15 protein-coding genes are annotated in these 17,917 nt (G+C 38.3%); 4 read left to right on the top strand and 11 right to left on the bottom strand.

Annotated elements, in window-relative coordinates; all coding sequences use genetic code 11:
• Positions 1-67: 67 nt before the first annotated feature.
• Entirely contained in the window at positions 68-1,933 is a 1,866-nt protein-coding gene (sppA, locus tag I6F66_RS01935; protein ID WP_024590136.1) for a signal peptide peptidase SppA, read from the top strand.
• Between the two features lie 82 nt (positions 1,934-2,015).
• The gene (gene ansA / locus I6F66_RS01930; RefSeq protein ID WP_007582693.1) at positions 2,016-3,026 is read left to right on the top strand and encodes an asparaginase; all 1,011 of its coding nucleotides are present in this window, start codon (positions 2,016-2,018) and stop codon (positions 3,024-3,026) included.
• A 69-nt stretch (positions 3,027-3,095) separates the two neighbouring features.
• Here the strand turns inward: ansA and gndA are convergent, their stop codons facing one another.
• Positions 3,096-4,469: an NADP-dependent phosphogluconate dehydrogenase gene (gene gndA / locus I6F66_RS01925; RefSeq protein WP_165740831.1), complete on the bottom strand. Its 1,374-nt coding sequence runs from the start codon at positions 4,467-4,469 to the stop codon at positions 3,096-3,098.
• 377 nt (positions 4,470-4,846) lie between these two features.
• On the opposite strand from gndA, the gene pyk reads away from it, so the two are divergent.
• Complete coding sequence (pyk, locus tag I6F66_RS01920; RefSeq protein WP_007582689.1) at positions 4,847-6,283, top strand: pyruvate kinase; 1,437 nt, start codon at positions 4,847-4,849, stop codon at positions 6,281-6,283.
• A gap of 68 nt (positions 6,284-6,351) precedes the next feature.
• On the opposite strand, the gene I6F66_RS01915 is transcribed toward pyk, so the two are convergent.
• From I6F66_RS01915 to thrS, 10 genes are all read right to left on the bottom strand, one after another.
• A complete protein-coding gene (locus I6F66_RS01915) occupies positions 6,352-7,176 on the bottom strand; it encodes a LytTR family DNA-binding domain-containing protein (protein WP_007582688.1) in 825 nt (274 codons plus the stop codon).
• The gene (locus tag I6F66_RS01910; protein WP_007582687.1) at positions 7,169-8,245 is read right to left on the bottom strand and encodes a sensor histidine kinase; all 1,077 of its coding nucleotides are present in this window, start codon (positions 8,243-8,245) and stop codon (positions 7,169-7,171) included. The genes I6F66_RS01915 and I6F66_RS01910 overlap by 8 nt, the downstream gene beginning before the upstream one ends.
• Before the next feature lie 251 nt (positions 8,246-8,496).
• The gene (locus I6F66_RS01905; protein ID WP_010554472.1) at positions 8,497-10,053 is read right to left on the bottom strand and encodes a SulP family inorganic anion transporter; all 1,557 of its coding nucleotides are present in this window, start codon (positions 10,051-10,053) and stop codon (positions 8,497-8,499) included.
• A gap of 128 nt (positions 10,054-10,181) precedes the next feature.
• Entirely contained in the window at positions 10,182-10,640 is a 459-nt protein-coding gene (locus I6F66_RS01900; RefSeq protein WP_007375323.1) for an Lrp/AsnC family transcriptional regulator, read from the bottom strand.
• A gap of 107 nt (positions 10,641-10,747) precedes the next feature.
• Positions 10,748-11,389 carry an MBL fold metallo-hydrolase gene (locus I6F66_RS01895; RefSeq protein WP_024592375.1) on the bottom strand — a complete coding sequence of 214 codons (642 nt, stop codon included), beginning with the start codon at positions 11,387-11,389 and terminating at the stop codon, positions 10,748-10,750.
• 1 nt (position 11,390) lies between these two features.
• Positions 11,391-13,208, bottom strand: coding sequence for a M14 family metallopeptidase (locus I6F66_RS01890; RefSeq protein WP_165727445.1), 1,818 nt, complete (start codon positions 13,206-13,208; stop codon positions 11,391-11,393).
• A gap of 487 nt (positions 13,209-13,695) precedes the next feature.
• Positions 13,696-14,055 (bottom strand): 50S ribosomal protein L20, encoded by a 360-nt coding sequence (rplT, locus tag I6F66_RS01885; RefSeq protein WP_002960711.1) that lies wholly within the window; start codon positions 14,053-14,055, stop codon positions 13,696-13,698.
• A gap of 15 nt (positions 14,056-14,070) precedes the next feature.
• Complete coding sequence (rpmI, locus tag I6F66_RS01880; RefSeq protein WP_002960713.1) at positions 14,071-14,271, bottom strand: 50S ribosomal protein L35; 201 nt, start codon at positions 14,269-14,271, stop codon at positions 14,071-14,073.
• 212 nt (positions 14,272-14,483) lie between these two features.
• Positions 14,484-15,044, bottom strand: a complete 561-nt coding sequence (gene infC / locus I6F66_RS01875) for a translation initiation factor IF-3 (RefSeq protein WP_197208582.1) — start codon at positions 15,042-15,044, stop codon at positions 14,484-14,486.
• 59 nt (positions 15,045-15,103) lie between these two features.
• Entirely contained in the window at positions 15,104-17,014 is a 1,911-nt protein-coding gene (thrS, locus tag I6F66_RS01870) for a threonine--tRNA ligase (RefSeq protein ID WP_166419058.1), read from the bottom strand.
• 355 nt (positions 17,015-17,369) lie between these two features.
• Between thrS and I6F66_RS01865 the strand changes: the two genes are divergently transcribed.
• Entirely contained in the window at positions 17,370-17,816 is a 447-nt protein-coding gene (locus I6F66_RS01865; protein WP_007582681.1) for a DUF3010 family protein, read from the top strand.
• Positions 17,817-17,917: the final 101 nt, after the last annotated feature.

Below are 17,917 nucleotides of genomic sequence, written 5' to 3'. Positions count from 1 at the left end.
TAAATTTATTTTTATTCTAGGCTAAGATGGAACTAATGTATTAACTGTACCAAATTAAGGAGCTATTTTGATAGCAAAGGTATTTAAAGGTATTTGGGCTGGAATTAACTTTTCTCGTCGTTTAATACTCAACATTCTGTTTTTATTACTGGTAATTGTTTTCTTAGTGTCACTCTCAAGTGACGACGATAAAATAATAGTTGAAAATGGCTCTGTGCTTAGGCTTAACCTAAATGGCCCTATTGTTGAAGAAAAAACATACATAGATCCGGTCGAAGCTGCAATTAGTGATGCAACTTCTGGTTCTGAAGCGCCAAGCGAAATATTACTCGACGATATTGTTGAAGTAATAAACGAAGCGACTAAAGACGATCGCATTACGGTGATGCTGCTTGATTTACAAGAAATGCCTAAAGCACATTTAAACAAACTTAAGCAAATTACCAATGCTATTGATGCATTTAAACAAGCTGGCAAAAAAGTGATTGCATCGGGTTATTACTATACCCAAGCACAATACTATATTGCATCACATGCTGATGAAATAGCTATGCACCCATACGGTAGCGTAGGTATTGAAGGTTACGGCATGTATCCGCTTTACTTTAAAGATGCACTTGAAAAGCTTGAAGTAACGCAGCATATTTTCCGTGTTGGTACATTTAAGTCAGCAGTAGAACCTTTCATTCGGAACGACATGTCTGAAGCAGCCAAAGAAGCTAACCGTGTTTGGTTGGGCGCTCTTTGGAGTGAATACAAACAAGATGTTGCTGCGGTTCGCCCATTTGATGAGTCAAATTTCGACGAGACAATGGACGTATATCTTGAAAAAATGAAAGCTGCAGATGGCGATGCAGGTAAATATGCACTTGACCACCAGTGGGTTGATTCTTTAAAAACAAATCAACAAGTTCGCAAACAATTAATTGATTTAGTTGGCGCACAAGAAGATGGCAAAACATTTAAGCAAGTTTCATTTCGTGAATACTTAAGCTTGGTTAAACCACCGATTGAATTTGATAACCCTATTACCGAAAAAGTCGCCGTTGTAGTTGCTAAAGGTACAATTGTGGATGGTGAGCGTAAAGCTGGCGAAATTGGTGGCGACTCTACAGCAGCCCTACTTCGTAAAGCACGCCTTGATGACAAAGTTAAAGCGGTTGTACTGCGCATTGATTCAGGTGGCGGTAGTATGTTTGCCTCTGAAGTTATTCGTGCAGAAGTATTAGCGCTTAAAGCTGCTGGTAAGCCTGTTATTGCCTCTATGAGCTCTGTAGCTGCATCAGGTGGTTATTGGATTGCCTCTGCTGCAAACGAAATCTGGGCAGCACCGAGTACTATTACAGGGTCGATTGGTGTGTTTGGTACGTTTATGACATTTGAAAAAACCTTATCTAAAATTGGTGTTTATTCAGATGGCGTTGCAACAACCGAAATGGCTGGTTTTTCTATCACTCGTCCCCTAAACGAAAAAATGGGTCAAGTAATTCAGATGAGCGTTGAAGAAGCATACGGTCGCTTTTTAAACGTTGTCGCTGATGCCCGTAATATGACGCCTGAGCAAGTTGATAAAATTGCCCAAGGCCGCGTATGGATTGCATCTCAAGCACTTGAACTAGGTTTAGTAGACAAACTTGGTGATAAACAAGATGCTATAAAAGCAGCTGCAGCACTTGCAAAACTTAATCACTATGAAGTTAAAACCATTAAACAAGATTTAAGCTCGCAAGAAAAAATGATTCAAAATATTTTTGGTAACGCGTCTATTAAATCGATGCTTGGTTTACAAACACAAAAAACATCTGTGTTAGCAACGCAAGCTAACTTGCAAAGCGTTATTAACCAATTAAGTACTGAAGTTGAAAACCTTAAAGATTACAACGATCCACAAGGTGTATATGCACGTTGTTTAGTGTGTAATGTTGCACAATAAAAGTGCATAGCTTTACCTAATCAGCTGTATTTAAAGTTACTTAACGTTATACTAAGCCCAGTTTTTTTACTGGGCTTTTTTTATGAAACGTAAACGCATTTATATCGCTTATACTGGCGGTACTATAGGTATGAAAAAATCGAGTCGAGGTTATATTCCTGCTGAAGGTTTTTTAACAGAAACCGTAGTGAACAACGCAGAGTTTAACCGTGATGAAATGCCTTTGTTTGATATTCACGAATACTGCCCTCTTATAGATTCTTCAGATATGTCTCCTGAGCATTGGCAACTTATTGCTGATGACATTAAAGATAAATACCAAGATTATGATGGTTTTGTTGTGCTTCATGGCACCGATACAATGGCGTATACAGCCTCAGCACTATCGTTTATGTTCGAAAACCTAACTAAACCTGTGATTGTAACTGGCTCACAAATTCCGCTTTCTCAATTACGCTCAGATGGTCAAGTAAACCTTCTGAATGCAATGTATTTAGCGGCAAATTATCCAATTGCAGAAGTAAGTCTATTTTTTAATAACCAACTGTTTAGAGGTAACAGAGCAACTAAAGCCCACGCCGATGGATTTAATGCATTTGCGTCGCCTAATCTTGATCCCTTAGCGTTATCGGGTATTAGTATTCAACTTATTAAAGGCCAACTTAGTCCTTATGTTGAAAATGAGCTGCAAGTTACTCCTATTACACCTCAACCCATTGGTGTGCTTTATTTATACCCTGGTATTAGTCAAGAAGTGGTTAAAAGCTTAGTTAATGGCAATATTAAAGCCTTGGTGTTGCTTAGTTTTGGTGTAGGTAATGCACCGCAAGATCCTAACTTTTTATCAATACTTGAAGAAGCAAGTAAACGTGGCGTCGTTATTGTTAATTTAACCCAGTGCTTAAAAGGCCATGTAAATATGGGCGGCTATGCAACGGGTAATGCACTGTTAAATATTGGTGTTATTAGTGGATACGATATGACCCTTGAAGCGTGTTTAACTAAATTACATTATTTATTTAGCCAAAAGCTAGAAGTAGAGACGATTCGTCATTTAATGCAAGACAATTTACGTGGTGAATTAAGCCGTTAAATCTCACCGCGCCTAAAATACAAAAGGCACGCTAAATAGCGTGCCTTTATCGTTTTAAACAACTGTTTATTACCTAACTTTAGCGTCGATATCTACTAAGTCAGTTAAATGGCATGTTTCACCGCTATGGGTTTTAACGCCGTGCTCACCAAAGTAATCACGCTGGGCTTGAACTAAATGCCCATTACTCGGTGTGGTTAATGTTGCTAAATACGTTTGTGTAGCACCCAATACAGGGAATGCTAAACCAGTCATTATTGCTTGTCCGGTAATTTTGCGCAAAGAGTTAGACTCTTTCTCAAGGGTATCAATAAATTCAACACCTTGTGCAACGCTATCAAGGTAGTCAGCACGAATAATACAACCAGAACGCCACGTTTGAAGCGTTTTAGATAAATCAACTTTCCACTGATGAGTACGTGATGCACCTTTAATTAACGCTAAACCTTGGCGATACGCTAGTAAGCTTGCAAGTAAGAACGCTTCTTTTAGCTCTTCTAAATCAATTTCAACATTGTTAGTTGATTTAGATGCATACGTCATCTCTTGTGCAGCCGTTGTATTACATGCATTAGTTAAATGACGAGCTTGTACAGCAGCAACAAGTGAAGGAACTGCGATACCAAGTTCTAGTGCATTTTGCGCAGTCCAAAGACCAGTACCTTTAGCGCCAACTTTATTATCAATTAAGTCCGCAAGCGGTACATTATTATGATTTTCAAGTGACAATATGTGGCTAGAAATAGACAGTAAATAGCTATTTAATTGACCTTCTGACCAGTCATTAAATATCTCAGCCACTTCTTTTGGAGAACGATTAGTGCCTAAACGAAGTAATTGGTACACTTCTGCAATAAGTTGCATAAGTGCGTATTCAATACCGTTGTGAACCATTTTTACAAAATGACCACTTGCTGATTGACCAACACGTGCAAAACACGAGTCGCCATTATAGCTAGCAGCTACTTTTTCAAACCATGGCTCAATACGTTCCCAACCACCCTCAGAACCACTTGCCATCATTGCAGGACCATGGCGAGCGCCTTCTGCACCGCCAGAAATTCCCATAGTGGCAAATTCAAATTTATTTTGGTATTTAAGTTTACGCGTTATACCGTCTTTATAATTACTATTACCGCAATCGACAATCATATCGTCACAGTTAACGCCGGCCTCTACAAGTTCATTACAAACTGTATCAACTAACTCACCAGCAGGAACAAGTAATAAAATAGAACGAGGTGCCTCTAAACGCCTTACCATGTCTCTTAAATCAGAGACAATGTGAAGCCTATCAGCCATGCCTTGAGATTTAGCACAACTTAGTAACTCTTCACCCGCATGTGGGTTTTTGTCATAAGCGACTAGCGTTATCCCTTTTTCAATCAAGTTTAGGGCAAGATTTTTTCCCATAACGCCTAACCCTACTAATGCAACTTGCATCTAGTGTCCTCCTCGGTAACAACTATTTGGTTAGAAAATTCAGTGTATAAATTAAATAATACCGCGTGCATTATACTCATGCAGTCATAAAATACTAATTATGAGTCAATACAACATGCTTTTTTATTACAGATAAATAAGCTACGTAATTATATCAAACATCAATGGTCTCGGGGTGACTAAAAGCAAAGCTAATTGAAATTAAGATCATTGACGCATTCTGACACCGGTGTCATAATGATGACACAATAGTTTTGTATAAAATAGTGGCAAACCTTTGAAGTTTGCACATAACTAAAATATTTTATTCTAATATAGATATTTTAAGTCAACAAAATAACGTCAACATGCTTTCACCAAGCAAACAGGAGAAATTGATGCTAAGACGCACAAAAATAGTCGCTACCCTTGGACCTGCTACCGATAGAGATAACAACTTAGAAAAAATTATTATCGCTGGGGCTAATGTAGTACGTTTAAACTTCTCACATGGTGTTGCCCAAGATCATAAAGACCGTGCACAAGCTGTACGCGATATTGCAAAAAGATTAGGCAAGCATATTGCTATCCTTGCTGACCTTCAAGGCCCTAAAATCCGCGTTTCTACTTTTAAAGAAGGTAAAGTAACGCTTGCTGTGGGTGCAAAATTTACCCTTGATGCAAAAATGGAAAAAGGCGAAGGCGACATAAACTCTGTAGGTATTGATTATAAAGAATTACCTAACGATGTAAGCCCTAACGATTTACTACTTCTAAATGACGGCCTTATTCAATTAAGTGTTGATGAAGTAGCTGGGCATTTAGTGCATTGTACAGTCACTGTTGGCGGTGTTTTATCTAACAATAAAGGTATTAACCGTTTAGGTGGTGGCTTAACTGCTCCAGCATTTACTGAAAAAGACAAAGAAGATTTAATAACTGCCGCTGAAATTGACGTAGATTACATTGCCGTATCATTCCCACGTAGTGGCGACGATATGCGCTACGTACGCTCACTTGCTGAAGCTGCTGGTTCAAAAGCACAGTTACTTGCTAAAATTGAACGTGCTGAAGCCGTTGAAACCCAAGAAGCTGTTGATGACATCATTTTAGCGTCTGACGCAGTAATGGTTGCTCGTGGTGATTTAGGTGTTGAAATTGGTGATGCTGCTCTTATGGGCAAGCAAAAACTAATTATTCGTCGTGCTCGTTCATTAAACCGTACTGTAGTTACAGCAACGCAAATGATGGAATCGATGATCGATAACCCTATGCCTACACGTGCAGAAGTTATGGATGTTGCAAATGCTGTTCTTGATGGAACAGATGCTGTAATGCTTTCAGCTGAAACAGCTGCAGGTGATTATCCTGAAGAAACAGTTGCGACTATGGCACGCGTTTGTTTAGGCGCTGAATCGCAAAAAGAAACGCACGTTTCTAAACACCGTTTAGATAGTCGCTTTTCTAACAATGCTGAATCAATTGCGCTTTCTGCTATGTATGCAGCTAATCACTTAGATTCTGTTAAAGCAATTATCACACTTACTGAATCTGGTAGTACGGCTAAATTAATGTCGCGTATCAGCTCAGGCTTACCAATCTACTCGCTTTCACGTCATGCCAGTACATTAGGTCAAACAGCACTTTATCGTGGTGTTTACCCAGTATTTTTTGATTCTACAAAAACTGAAAAAGACGGTATGGTAAAAGCCGCGCTTGATACTTTAGTTTCTCAAGGGTCTTTACAGTCTGGCGATACAGTAATCATTACTCACGGTGACTCAATGGAAACTGTGGGCGCAACTAACACAATGAAAATTGTAACTGTTGCGTAATTAAACGCCGAATATAAAAAATGCGAGCTTAGCTCGCATTTTTTGTGTCTGTAATAAAAGCGTTGGCTTTAACTTGCTAATGCCGCTTTAACCTTATCTCGGTAGCTACGGCTCACTTTTAATTCTTGGCCATTTTCAAGTACTAATAAATACTCACCACTTACTTGTGTAACCAGTTTACTAATTTGTTTTGTATTTACTATTGCGCTGCGGTGCACACGCACAAATAACTGAGGGTCGAGCTCTTGCTCAAGCTCTTTCATTGTTTTACGTAGAATATGCGTTTGTCCGTCTTCACAGTGTAAACACATATAGTCACCTGCTGCATCAACCCATTGGATAGTCGCTACAGGTACCCGTATAATTTCACCCTGCTCTTTTACAGCAAGCGATTCTGGGTAACGTCTGTCTGTTAGCATATCGCCAGTGGCTAATTTTTTAAGTATTTCTTCGCAATTGTTACCAGTAATACCGGCTACAAAACTCGCTAGCTTTTTCTTATGGGCGTTGTCTTGCTGCGTTTTTAAGTAAGTATGCACTTTTTCTACCGCCTGTTTTAGTCTGTTATCATCAACGGGTTTTAAAATGTAATCGAGAGCATGAATTTCAAACGCTTTTACAGCAAACTGGTCAAAGGCCGTTACAAATACGATCGCTGGTAATGCTTTTGAGCTTTCGCTAAGGGCTCTTGCTACTTCAAAGCCATTCATACCTGGCATTTGAATATCTAAAAAAACCAAATCAATTTTCTCGCTTTGACACATTTCAATTGCATCAGCGCCTGAACTACACAATTTAATTACTTCAATATCAGAGTATTCTTCGAGCCTTACCGCTAAACCTTTTCGTGCTAACGGTTCATCATCAACAATGAGTGTTTTTATTTTAGTCATTTTTCACAGCCTTCTCAAAAGGTACTCGCAGATTAACTTTTAATCCACTTGGCGTATTATGTGATAATACAAACGAATAATTATTTTCATACAACGTTTTTAATCTATCTTTGGTATTAGCGACACCTACGCCTTGAGCGTTAACTAATTGGCCATCGAGTATGTCAGTACCTGGGCCGTTGTCGCCCACTTCTAGTAATAACTCATTCGCAAATACCTGTGCTTTTATATCAATTACTCCACCTTCTGTTAGATGGGCAATAGCATATTTAATCGCGTTTTCTATAATAGGTTGCAAAATTAAGCTCGGTACTAAAGCCTCTTTAGCTTGCTCGCTTATATCTACATTTACCTTTAATCGCTCATCAAAACGTACACGTTCTATTTCTAAGTAAAGCATGAGCGCATGTAACTCTTGCTCTAGCGGTACTTTCTTTATTGGATCGGTATTTAATGTATAACGTAGAAAGTCACTTAGCCTTGCTACCATTAAGTTAGCATCTTTGTTTTCTTTAACCAAAATTAAAGTAGAAATAGCGTTAAGTGTATTGAATAAAAAATGGGGATTAAGCTGATACCTAAGCATTTTTAATTGCGCTTCGTGTGCCATAGTTGTGGCTTTTAGTGCTTTTTGTCGCTCACTTTGTAATAACTGATAATATTTAACGCCAAAGTACAGACCACTCCAACATAAAATAATATAAACCGAATCTAAACCTTGCTGCAGGTAATAAAACCACTCCTCTGGTCTATAACCATGGCGGTATATTTCCCACAAATTAAATTTTTGAACGACAGCCCATAAAGTACCTGTTACATAAGAGGCACCAAATACCACAATCATTAATACCCAAGGCGAGGCATTCCAAATTTTACGGTAAATATACCTAAGCGGTACTGTCATTAAGCAACCAGCGTAAGCATTTAATAAAATAACAAATACGTATATATCACGCATTTCAAATACTTTAGAGCCAATATAATTTACTAACGCATAACCAATCCAGCCTGCAATTTGCAAAAGCCAAAAAAAGCGCTGTCTGTTATCGACTAAAGATTGCCAGTTCAAAATAGATGTTTACTCCGTATAGTTAAAGACTAATTCCATAAAATAGGCGCTTGTTATTCTTTATTATTTTTACCTATGTAGGGCTAATTTTAATAAAATTAGATAGTCTTATTATATAGATTTATGAGTTTGCATAGCACTACAGCCTACCTTGCTTTTTAATAGTCTTACCGCAAACAAATAGTAGATACACTAAAAAAGCGAAAGGTTATTCACCTTTCGCTTTTTAAATATAAATAGCTTTGTGTAAATTAAGCTAGTTTGTCTGATGCTACTTTGTATGTTGGATCTTCAATCACATTCACTTCAACCAAATCGCGTGCTTTATGCAACAACTGCGTACAGTCTTTACTTAAGTGACGTAAGTGAAGTTGTTTACCTGCTTTTGTGTACTTATCAGCAAGTGTGTCAATTGCTTCTATTGCACTGTGATCAGATACGCGGCTATGCTTAAATTCAACAATTACATTTTTAGGGTCATTTTTAACATCAAATAACTCTGCAAAGTTTTTAACTGAACCAAAGAAAAGCGGGCCATGTAACTCATATACTTTAGCGCCTTCTTCATCAATATAGTTAGTTGTGTATATGTGCTTAGCATGCTGCCAAGCAAATACTAATGCAGATACAATAACACCTACACATACTGCAATCGCTAAATCGGTAATAACAGTCACACCCGATACAAGTACTATTACGAAAGCGTCTGATAGAGGCACACGCTTCATCATTTTAAAGCTGGCCCATTCAAACGTACCTAATACAACCATAAACATAACACCAACAAGTGCAGCTAGTGGGATCATCTCAATTAAGCTTGAAGCGAATATGATGAACGCAAGCAACATCAATGCAGCACTTATACCCGATAAGCGAGAACGACCACCTGAGTTAATGTTGATCATTGATTGACCAATCATTGCACAACCACCCATAGCACCAAACATACCACAAGTAATATTTGCAGCGCCTTGGCCTATACACTCTTTATTACTATGACCGCGAGTTTCTGTAATCTCGTCAATTAAGCTAAGCGTTAATAATGATTCAATTAAACCAATAGCCGCTAAAATAAGTGCATAAGGAAAAATAATTTGTAGCGTTTCGAAAGTAAACGGCACCATAGGAATATGAAACTGAGGTAAACCGCCTGCAATTGTTGCAGCTTCGTCGCCTGTCATTCCTTTTAAGAAATCAACTACAGTATGCGCTTCTAAATCCAAACCAATAACTAAAGCGGTCACTGTAATAATAGCGACTAATGTAGAGGGTACAGCCGTTGTTAGTTTAGGTAAAAACTGAATAATAGCCATCGTTAAAGCCACTAAACCAAGCATAATATATAACGGGTTACCCGTCATCCATTCTTGTCCGCCCATACCATCAGGCACTTTAAATTGTCCTAACTGAGCGAGAAAAATAACAATAGCTAAGCCGTTTACAAAACCAAGCATTACCGGATGAGGAACCATGCGGATAAACTTACCGAGTTTAAATACACCCGCGAGTATCTGCAGTATGCCCATGAGCAATACGGTCGCAAATAAATACTCAACACCATGATCAAGCACTAAACTTACCATAACAACAGCTAGTGCACCGGTTGCACCTGAAATCATACCAGGGCGGCCACCAAATATAGCCGTAATTAAACCAACGATAAACGCGGCATATAGACCAACTAAAGGTTCTACATTTGCAACAAAGGCAAACGCAACAGCTTCTGGAACTAAGGCTAGCGCCACAGTTAATCCAGATAAAATATCGTTTTTAGCAGAGCTAGGCGCCCTACTGAGTAAGTTAAACATTGAGTTCCTCAAATGGTGTAATGGGTATCAAAAAAGCGCTAAATTCTACCAAATTAGCGCTCAGTTAACAATTGTCATTATGTGGTTAAACTAAACTAAAAGAGGTTTAGCTTTTAAAAGAAGTGCTTTTATAAAGGGAGGGAAGTACTACGTTTTACACATGTCATTGTTACATTAGAATGTACTTCTTGTACATATTCTAAGCTTAGTAAATTATCGCGTACAAAGTGCTCATAACCTTCTATGCCTTGTGAAATTATGCGTAGCATAAAGTCCATTGTTCCAGCCATGGTGTAACACTCTGTTACTTGATCATAACTCATTATAAGTTTTTCAAATTCAGCAAGGTTCTTTTTACCGTGATTTGATAAACGCACATGTGCATATACAAGCATATCAAAGCCAAGTTTTTTCTCATCTAAAAGAGCCACTTTGCTTTTTATATAACCATCTTGCTCTAGCTTGGCAATTCGACGCCAGCATGGAGATTGAGACAAGCCTACTTTATCAGCAATTTCTGCGGTTGATAAACTAGCATCTTGTTGTAAAAGTGCCAATATTTGGCGATCTACGTGATTTAGAGACATTTTATTTCTTATTTATCAAATAAACTGGTTAAATTATACAACCATTTTAAAACTCAGTCTGCTTATTTTTAATTTTTATGCAGTTTACCAAACTTCAAATAAGTAACTTAACCAAACTTACCACTCACAAAAGGATTTGTTTGTTTTTCAAATCCAACCGTAGTGTCGCTCCCATGCCCTGCCAATATTTTAGTATTATCAGGTAAGGTTAGAATATGCGTCTTAATCGACTCTATAAGTTGTTCGCTATTCCCCTTAGGGAAATCAGTTCGCCCTACTGAGCCTTTAAAAATAACATCACCTACAATAACGCATTCATTGTCTTGTTGATAAAACACAATATGACCAGGTGTATGCCCTGGGCAATGCTTCACTAAAAAGCTAAGTTTACCTACGCTAACGGTGTCGTTATGGTTTAGCCAAATATCCGGGTAAAAAGGCTCAATGGGTTTAAACCCGAACATTTGTGCTTGCATAGGTAAGTTTTCAAACCAGAAGTACTCATCTTTTTGTGGGCCAATAATTTGTACGTTAAATTGATTACGTAAAATATCAGCCCCACCCACATGATCTAAATGCCCGTGCGTTAACCAAATAGCACTTAATTCTAGTTTATGCTCATTAAGGGCAGCTACTATTTTATCAGGGTCGCCACCTGGGTCTATGACTACGGCTTGTTTAGTTTCACTACACCAAATAATACGACTATTTTGTGCAAATGCAGTGACGGGTATGGTTATAATTTGCATATTAGATTTCTTTACTTTTTTGATCTGGAATAACAACTTCTTCTTCAAATGACATCAATATTGGGTACTTTAAGTACGCTTGATCATAAAATGGACTTTGCTCATATAACCAGTTTAGTCTCGCATCAGCGTCGCTTGCGAACGATTTATCTTTAAGCTTTTCATCAAACTTAAGCGCTAGCTTTGGATTGTCTTTTAGCATTTGGCGTGCAAACGGAATTAGTGCATAGTTTTCCATATACTCAGTACGCTGAAAAATAGTATTAAATTCCCCCCATGCAAAAAACGAATCTGGTGCTTCAGGATGCAATAAATGCACAGCAAGCTCACCTGCTTTTTGTTGAGTATTGACTTGATACCAACCATCTAAATCTACATTTATAGCAGGGACATAATCAAAACTTGCTGACACTCTAAAACGGCCTTCAAATGGTGCTTTATCAAACGTGTAGTCTGCCACCTTTGCTACTTTTAAAGGCTGTGTGTTTGCCCCTTCAAGTTTATTAATAGAGACACCATGTAACTTTAGTTTCTTAATAATATTGCGATATACAGGCGGAATAAAAAAAGCTTTAGGTACTTCAACTGTATGTTGTACATCTTTTTGCCAATAAATAGGTAAGTCGGTATATGTATGTGCTTTACCCAAATACTTCACTTCATTTTGGCCTGAGAGCGCATTCATGCTTGATGAATACTCAATACCTTTAAACTGCGCAATCGTATCAGCTTGCTTGGAATAGCCACGCTTTACTATTAACTGTTTAGGAACAAATTCCTGTTCTTTTTTTACTGCATTAGCTAATTCATGACTGTGCTTTGATAGCGCAGTAATAGCACCATCTAAAAATACGTAAGTTCCTAATACACGTTGCTTGTAAGGCTTCAATGAATGATTTTCAACTAAAATAGTCGGTAATGACTTTAAATCACCCCAACCATTTGAAAAGCGCGGCGTAGCAACCCATCCCGCTAATCCTTTTTTAAAGTCGCGCTTGTCCATAACAAAAACAAGTGGCCCTGGCATGTGCCCTTGCTTAGCTAGCGTATCGTCAATCAGAGGTTTAAAAAACTGGTTTAGTGCATCAGATACCGCAGGCGACTCGCTTGAAAATACCGGATTGTAGCCATAAGTCACATCGTATTGGTAATCTGCGCCATCGGTTACGTGTACATCAATGTATAAATTTGGGTTGTAGTCGTTAATAACCTTTAGAACACTTCTAACTTCTGGGGTATCTAATTTAGTAAAATCACGATTTAAATTAAGGTTATTAGCATTTGTTCTAAAGCCCATTTTTGTAGGGCCCCGTTGATTGATGCGATTGAATGCACTGCTACGTTCGTGTCCATCTACATTTAAAATAGGAATAAATAATATGTTTACCTTTTTTAAAATGTCACGGCGCTTACCCGTCGCTATATCTCTGAGTAACATAAACATGGCATCTTTACCGTCTATTTCACCAGAATGTATTCCTGCCTGGATAAAAATAGTTGGCTTAGTGCTATTAGCCATTTGCCTTGCTTCAAAAAAGCCTTGCTCACTGGCAATCAACATTTTTATTGCACGCTTGCTATTACTATAGCCAATGGTTTGAGATTGAAACTGAGTAGGGTTTGCAGCAACTAACCTATCAACAAATGCCATTGTATTTGCATAATCTGGCGACGCTTCACCTGCTGACAGCTCAAAATCAGTAGTTAGCGGCCCTTGTTTTTGTAAAAGCTCTACGCTTTTCCCCTGCCACTCAATTAATGGAGGTAAGTGTGCGTCATACGCCACACTTGCAGATAAAAATAGTAAACTTGCAAACATAAAATTCTCTAACAAACGCCTTAATTATATAAATTATATCAACTAAATTTTTTATAATGAGGAAACTGCGGTGATTCAACAAAAAAATGCAGCCAACTACATCTCACTCATTCACACCTGTCTTTTAAGGCTATATAACATTATTAATGTACAGTAATTCATTACATAACTATTTATACCAACTCGTAAAAATACTTAATCAATTTAAGGGATTACATCTGACGCTAACAGCGTCAAAAATGTCTGATATACGTCTGCATGGATCCAGGAGAGTGAGTAATGATGGAGCAATTGCCAAGAACAACTAAATAGTGAATTTCGCCCTGCTCTAACGTAATTTTTTATCGGTAAATAGAGCTCATATAAGTAGATGGGTATTAATTTGAAAAAGCCAATTTAGCTCAGCTATAAAAAAGTATAAGTTATTAAATTACAGGCACAAAAAAAGGAGCCATAGGCTCCTTTTTTAATACTTATATGAAAAAGCTTAAGCGGCTAGGCCTTCTTTTGCTTTTTCTACAAGCGCTGCGAATGCAACTTGGTCGTAAACAGCGATATCTGCAAGGATCTTACGATCGATTTCTACAGATGTCTTTTTAAGACCATTGATAAAACGGCTGTAAGACAGACCATTTTGACGTGAAGCAGCATTGATACGTGCAATCCATAATTGACGGAAAGTACGTTTCTTCGCACGACGGTCACGGTAAGCGTATTGACCCGCTTTAGTAACAGCCTGGAAAGCTACGCGGTAAACACGTGAACGTGCTCCGTAGTAACCTTTTGCTTGTTTTAAAACTTTTTTGTGACGTGCACGTGCGACAACGCCGCGTTTAACTCTTGCCATTTCTAAAAACCCCTATTAAGCGAACGGTAACATACGTGAAACTAGACCATGGTCATTTTTATGAACCATCATCTTAGGACGTAGGTGTAACTTACGCTTAGAAGTTTTCTTAGTCAGAATATGACGAAGATGCGCTTGTTTACGCTTGAAACCGCCAGAAGCAGTCTTTTTGAAACGCTTAGCAGCGCCACTGTGACTTTTTAGCTTATAAGCCATTGCAATAACTCCAAATTGTATTGCTTTTAAATTAGTAAGCAGGCGTGAGATATATTTCTATAGCTCCACTTTTAGGCCTAACTTACTGCCATGTTCCGGTGAAGACCCAGCATAAATGCCGCAATCTTACTTTAAAACCGGTTAACTCAGGTGAATATTCGCATATTACTTGCAGACCTGAGCTAATTTCGGTGCGTATTATCGCTTAAAAATTATTTTTTAGCAACAGGCGCCATCATCATAACCATTTGGCGACCTTCAACACGATTTGGGAAAGACTCAACTACTGTAAGTTCTTCTAAATCGGTTTTGATACGGTTTAATAATTCTATACCAATTTCTTGGTGAGCCATTTCACGACCACGGAAGCGGATAGTAATCTTAGCTTTATCGCCAGCTTCTAAGAACTTACGTAAGTTGCGAAGCTTAACCTGATAATCACCTTCATCCGTACCAGGACGGAATTTGATTTCTTTTATCTGGATCTGCTTTTGCTTCTTCTTCTGCTCTTTTAGTTCTTTGCTTTTTTCAAAGATGAACTTACCGTAATCCATGATTCTACAAACAGGCGGCTCAGCGTTTGGACTGATCTCAACAAGATCAACACCCGCTGCATCGGCCATAGTTTGCGCGTCTTGTAATGACTGAATTCCAGCTTGTTCGCCTTCAATGTCAATTAAACGAACTTCTTGCGCTGTAATTTCTTCGTTAATACGATTTTTTTGAGCTGTTTGTTGCCCTTTCTTGCCGCCTCTAATAGTACGTTCCTCCAAGAATATCAATAATATAAGCGTGTAATTGGCTGTTTGTTAATGCCTTACACGCTCGATTTTTACTGTCGATTTTTAATTTCTTCGCTAATTTTAGCTACAAAATCATCGACATTAAATTTGCCTAGGTCTTCACCTGTGCGAGTACGCACTGCTACTTCTTGTTGTTCAACTTCTTTATCGCCAACAACAAGCAAGTATGGAATACGCTTAAGTGTATGCTCACGGATTTTAAAGCCAATCTTCTCATTTCTCAAGTCAGCAGCGGCTCTAATTCCAAGTTTATTTAATTTTTGTACAACTTCTTTAACATAAGGAGCCTGTTTATCGGTAATATTCATGATTACCGCTTGCTTTGGCGCAAGCCAAGTCGGGAATAAACCAGCGTACTCTTCTGTTAAAATACCAATAAAGCGTTCAATAGAACCTAAAATGGCACGATGTATCATTACAGGTGTACGACGTTCGTTATTTTCTGCTACATAGGTAGCGCCTAAACGACCCGGTAATGCAAAGTCTAATTGCACTGTACCACACTGCCACGCTCTGTCTAAACAATCGTACAAAGTAAATTCAATTTTCGGACCGTAAAATGCGCCTTCGCCCGGAAGATAATCAAATTCAATATCATTTAGCTTAAGTGCTTCGGCTAAAGCAAGCTCTGCTTTATCCCACATATGGTCTTCACCAATGCGTTGTTCTGGACGAGTTGAAAGCTTAACTACAATCTTCTCAAACCCGAATGTCTCATATGTATCATAAACCATCTTAATACACGCTGAAACTTCGTCCATTATCTGCTCTTCGGTACAGAAAATGTGAGCGTCATCTTGTGTGAAGCCACGTACACGCATTAAGCCGTGTAATGCGCCTGATGGCTCATTACGGTGACAACAGCCAAATTCAGCCATACGAAGTGGTAAATCACGGTACGATTTTAAACCTTGGTTAAAGATTTGCACGTGTCCTGGGCAGTTCATTGGTTTGATTGCGTATTCACGCTTTTCAGACTCAGTGGTAAACATTGCTTCTGAATACTTTTCCCAGTGACCTGATTTTTCCCAAAGTGAACGGTCCATCATCATAGGACCTTTTACTTCTTCGTACTCATATTCGCGTAATTTTTCACGTACAAATTCTTCAAGCTCGCGGTAAATGCTCCAACCATCGTTGTGCCAAAATACCATGCCTGGCGCTTCTTCTTGCCAATGCCATAAATCAAGCGCTTTACCAATACGACGGTGATCGCGTTTTTCAGCTTCTTCAAGGCGTTTTAAATACGCTTTAAGTTGCTTTTTATCGCCCCACGCTGTGCCGTAAATACGTTGTAGCATTTTGTTGTCTGAATCACCACGCCAATATGCACCTGCCACTTTCATTATTTTGAAGTTTTGGCAAAATTTCATGTTAGGAACGTGAGGTCCACGACACATGTCTACATATTCTTCGTGATGATATAACCCTGGACGGTCATCTTTAGCAATGTTTTCGTCCAAAATTTCTATTTTGTATGTTTCGCCACGCGCTTCAAATGTATCGCGTGCTTCTTGCCAGCTTACTGTTTTTTTCACTACGTCGTAGTTTGTTTTAGCTAGTTGCAACATACGCTTTTCAATTGCTTCAAGATCATCTTGTGATAATGAATGTTCCATATCGATATCGTAGTAAAAACCGTTATCAATAGTAGGACCAATTGCCATTTTTGCGTCTGGGAAAAGTTGCTTAACTGCATGACCAATTAAGTGAGCACAAGAGTGACGAATAATTTCAAGGCCGTCATCGTCTTTTGCGGTGATGATCTCAAGGCGAGAATCTTCACAAATTTTATCACATGCATCAACACGGTCGCCATTAACACGACCGGCAATGGTCGCTTTAGCTAAACCAGGACCAATATCGTTTGCAACATCAAGCGTGCTTACAGGGTTTTCAAAACTACGTTGACTTCCGTCTGGAAGAGTAATAACTGGCATTATAAATCCTTACTACAGTGGTGACACCTACAATGTATCACGTGTATTTTTATTAAATTAAATGAGAATGGCTCGACAACGCTTTTACGAATAAGCATTGACTAATTAATGTAGATGACGAGTCTATTCAACTACAAGCATATATTGTCGCGTGCTGTGCATTTAATTACAAGTTTAAAGGGGTGAAATCCACCCATTTTGAGCACAAAATGTAGCTTTTAGTGCAAAAAAAATCATTTAATTAAAATATAAAAGCATCAACGCGCTAATTACGCGCCTACAACTATACCTGTACTCGCATTTTAATGTACGTTGCGTATAATACTGCGTAATTAAGTAATTTTAGAGAATAGACATGAGAACATGTGGTGTAGAAATTACCGGTAGTGATGTACTACTTTGTATTTTAAGTAAAGATAATGACGTATTTGATATTCGCGATGTGCGCCAAACACGCTTTACCTTAGGTAACGGTAACGACACTGAAGTAATGCGTAAATTTCAATTTGATTTTGCAAAACTAATGCAAGACTACCAAATTGATTCTGTTGCAATTCGTGAGCGTCAGCCAAAAGGTAAATTTGCTGGCAGCGCAAAAGGATTCAAAATGGAAACCGCGATTCAATTAATCGACAATTTAGATGTACGTTTATTTACCACAACCGAAATTAAAGAACAGGTTAAGCGTAATCCTATTCCTATTGATTTTGAAGAAACGGGTCTTAAAAAGTACCAAGAGAATGCATTTGTAAATGCCTACGTTTATATAATGAAAAAAACATACCGCAGCGACGAAATGTAAATTCATTGCTCGTTTAAAAACGCGTACTTACTTTGTAAGACGCGTTTTTTTGTATCTAAAAAACATGATTAGATTTTATAAAGGTACTAAGACATTAGTCT

It is taken from the genome of Pseudoalteromonas sp. NZS100_1 (assembly GCF_015864285.1).
In the GTDB taxonomy this organism is placed as follows: domain Bacteria; phylum Pseudomonadota; class Gammaproteobacteria; order Enterobacterales; family Alteromonadaceae; genus Pseudoalteromonas; species Pseudoalteromonas arctica.
This window is presented reverse-complemented; position numbering and strand designations above follow the sequence as displayed.

Coding starts and splice junctions, on each gene's coding strand:
- ansA (WP_007582693.1), top strand. CDS start 2,016: ATGAAACGTAAACGCATTTATATCGCTTATACTGGCGGTACTATAGGT.
- gndA (WP_165740831.1), bottom strand. CDS start 4,469: ATGCAAGTTGCATTAGTAGGGTTAGGCGTTATGGGAAAAAATCTTGCC.
- pyk (WP_007582689.1), top strand. CDS start 4,847: ATGCTAAGACGCACAAAAATAGTCGCTACCCTTGGACCTGCTACCGAT.
- I6F66_RS01915 (WP_007582688.1), bottom strand. CDS start 7,176: ATGACTAAAATAAAAACACTCATTGTTGATGATGAACCGTTAGCACGA.
- I6F66_RS01905 (WP_010554472.1), bottom strand. CDS start 10,053: ATGTTTAACTTACTCAGTAGGGCGCCTAGCTCTGCTAAAAACGATATT.
- I6F66_RS01900 (WP_007375323.1), bottom strand. CDS start 10,640: ATGTCTCTAAATCACGTAGATCGCCAAATATTGGCACTTTTACAACAA.
- I6F66_RS01895 (WP_024592375.1), bottom strand. CDS start 11,389: ATGCAAATTATAACCATACCCGTCACTGCATTTGCACAAAATAGTCGT.
- I6F66_RS01890 (WP_165727445.1), bottom strand. CDS start 13,208: ATGTTTGCAAGTTTACTATTTTTATCTGCAAGTGTGGCGTATGACGCA.
- rplT (WP_002960711.1), bottom strand. CDS start 14,055: ATGGCAAGAGTTAAACGCGGCGTTGTCGCACGTGCACGTCACAAAAAA.
- rpmI (WP_002960713.1), bottom strand. CDS start 14,271: ATGGCTTATAAGCTAAAAAGTCACAGTGGCGCTGCTAAGCGTTTCAAA.
- thrS (WP_166419058.1), bottom strand. CDS start 17,014: ATGCCAGTTATTACTCTTCCAGACGGAAGTCAACGTAGTTTTGAAAAC.
- I6F66_RS01865 (WP_007582681.1), top strand. CDS start 17,370: ATGAGAACATGTGGTGTAGAAATTACCGGTAGTGATGTACTACTTTGT.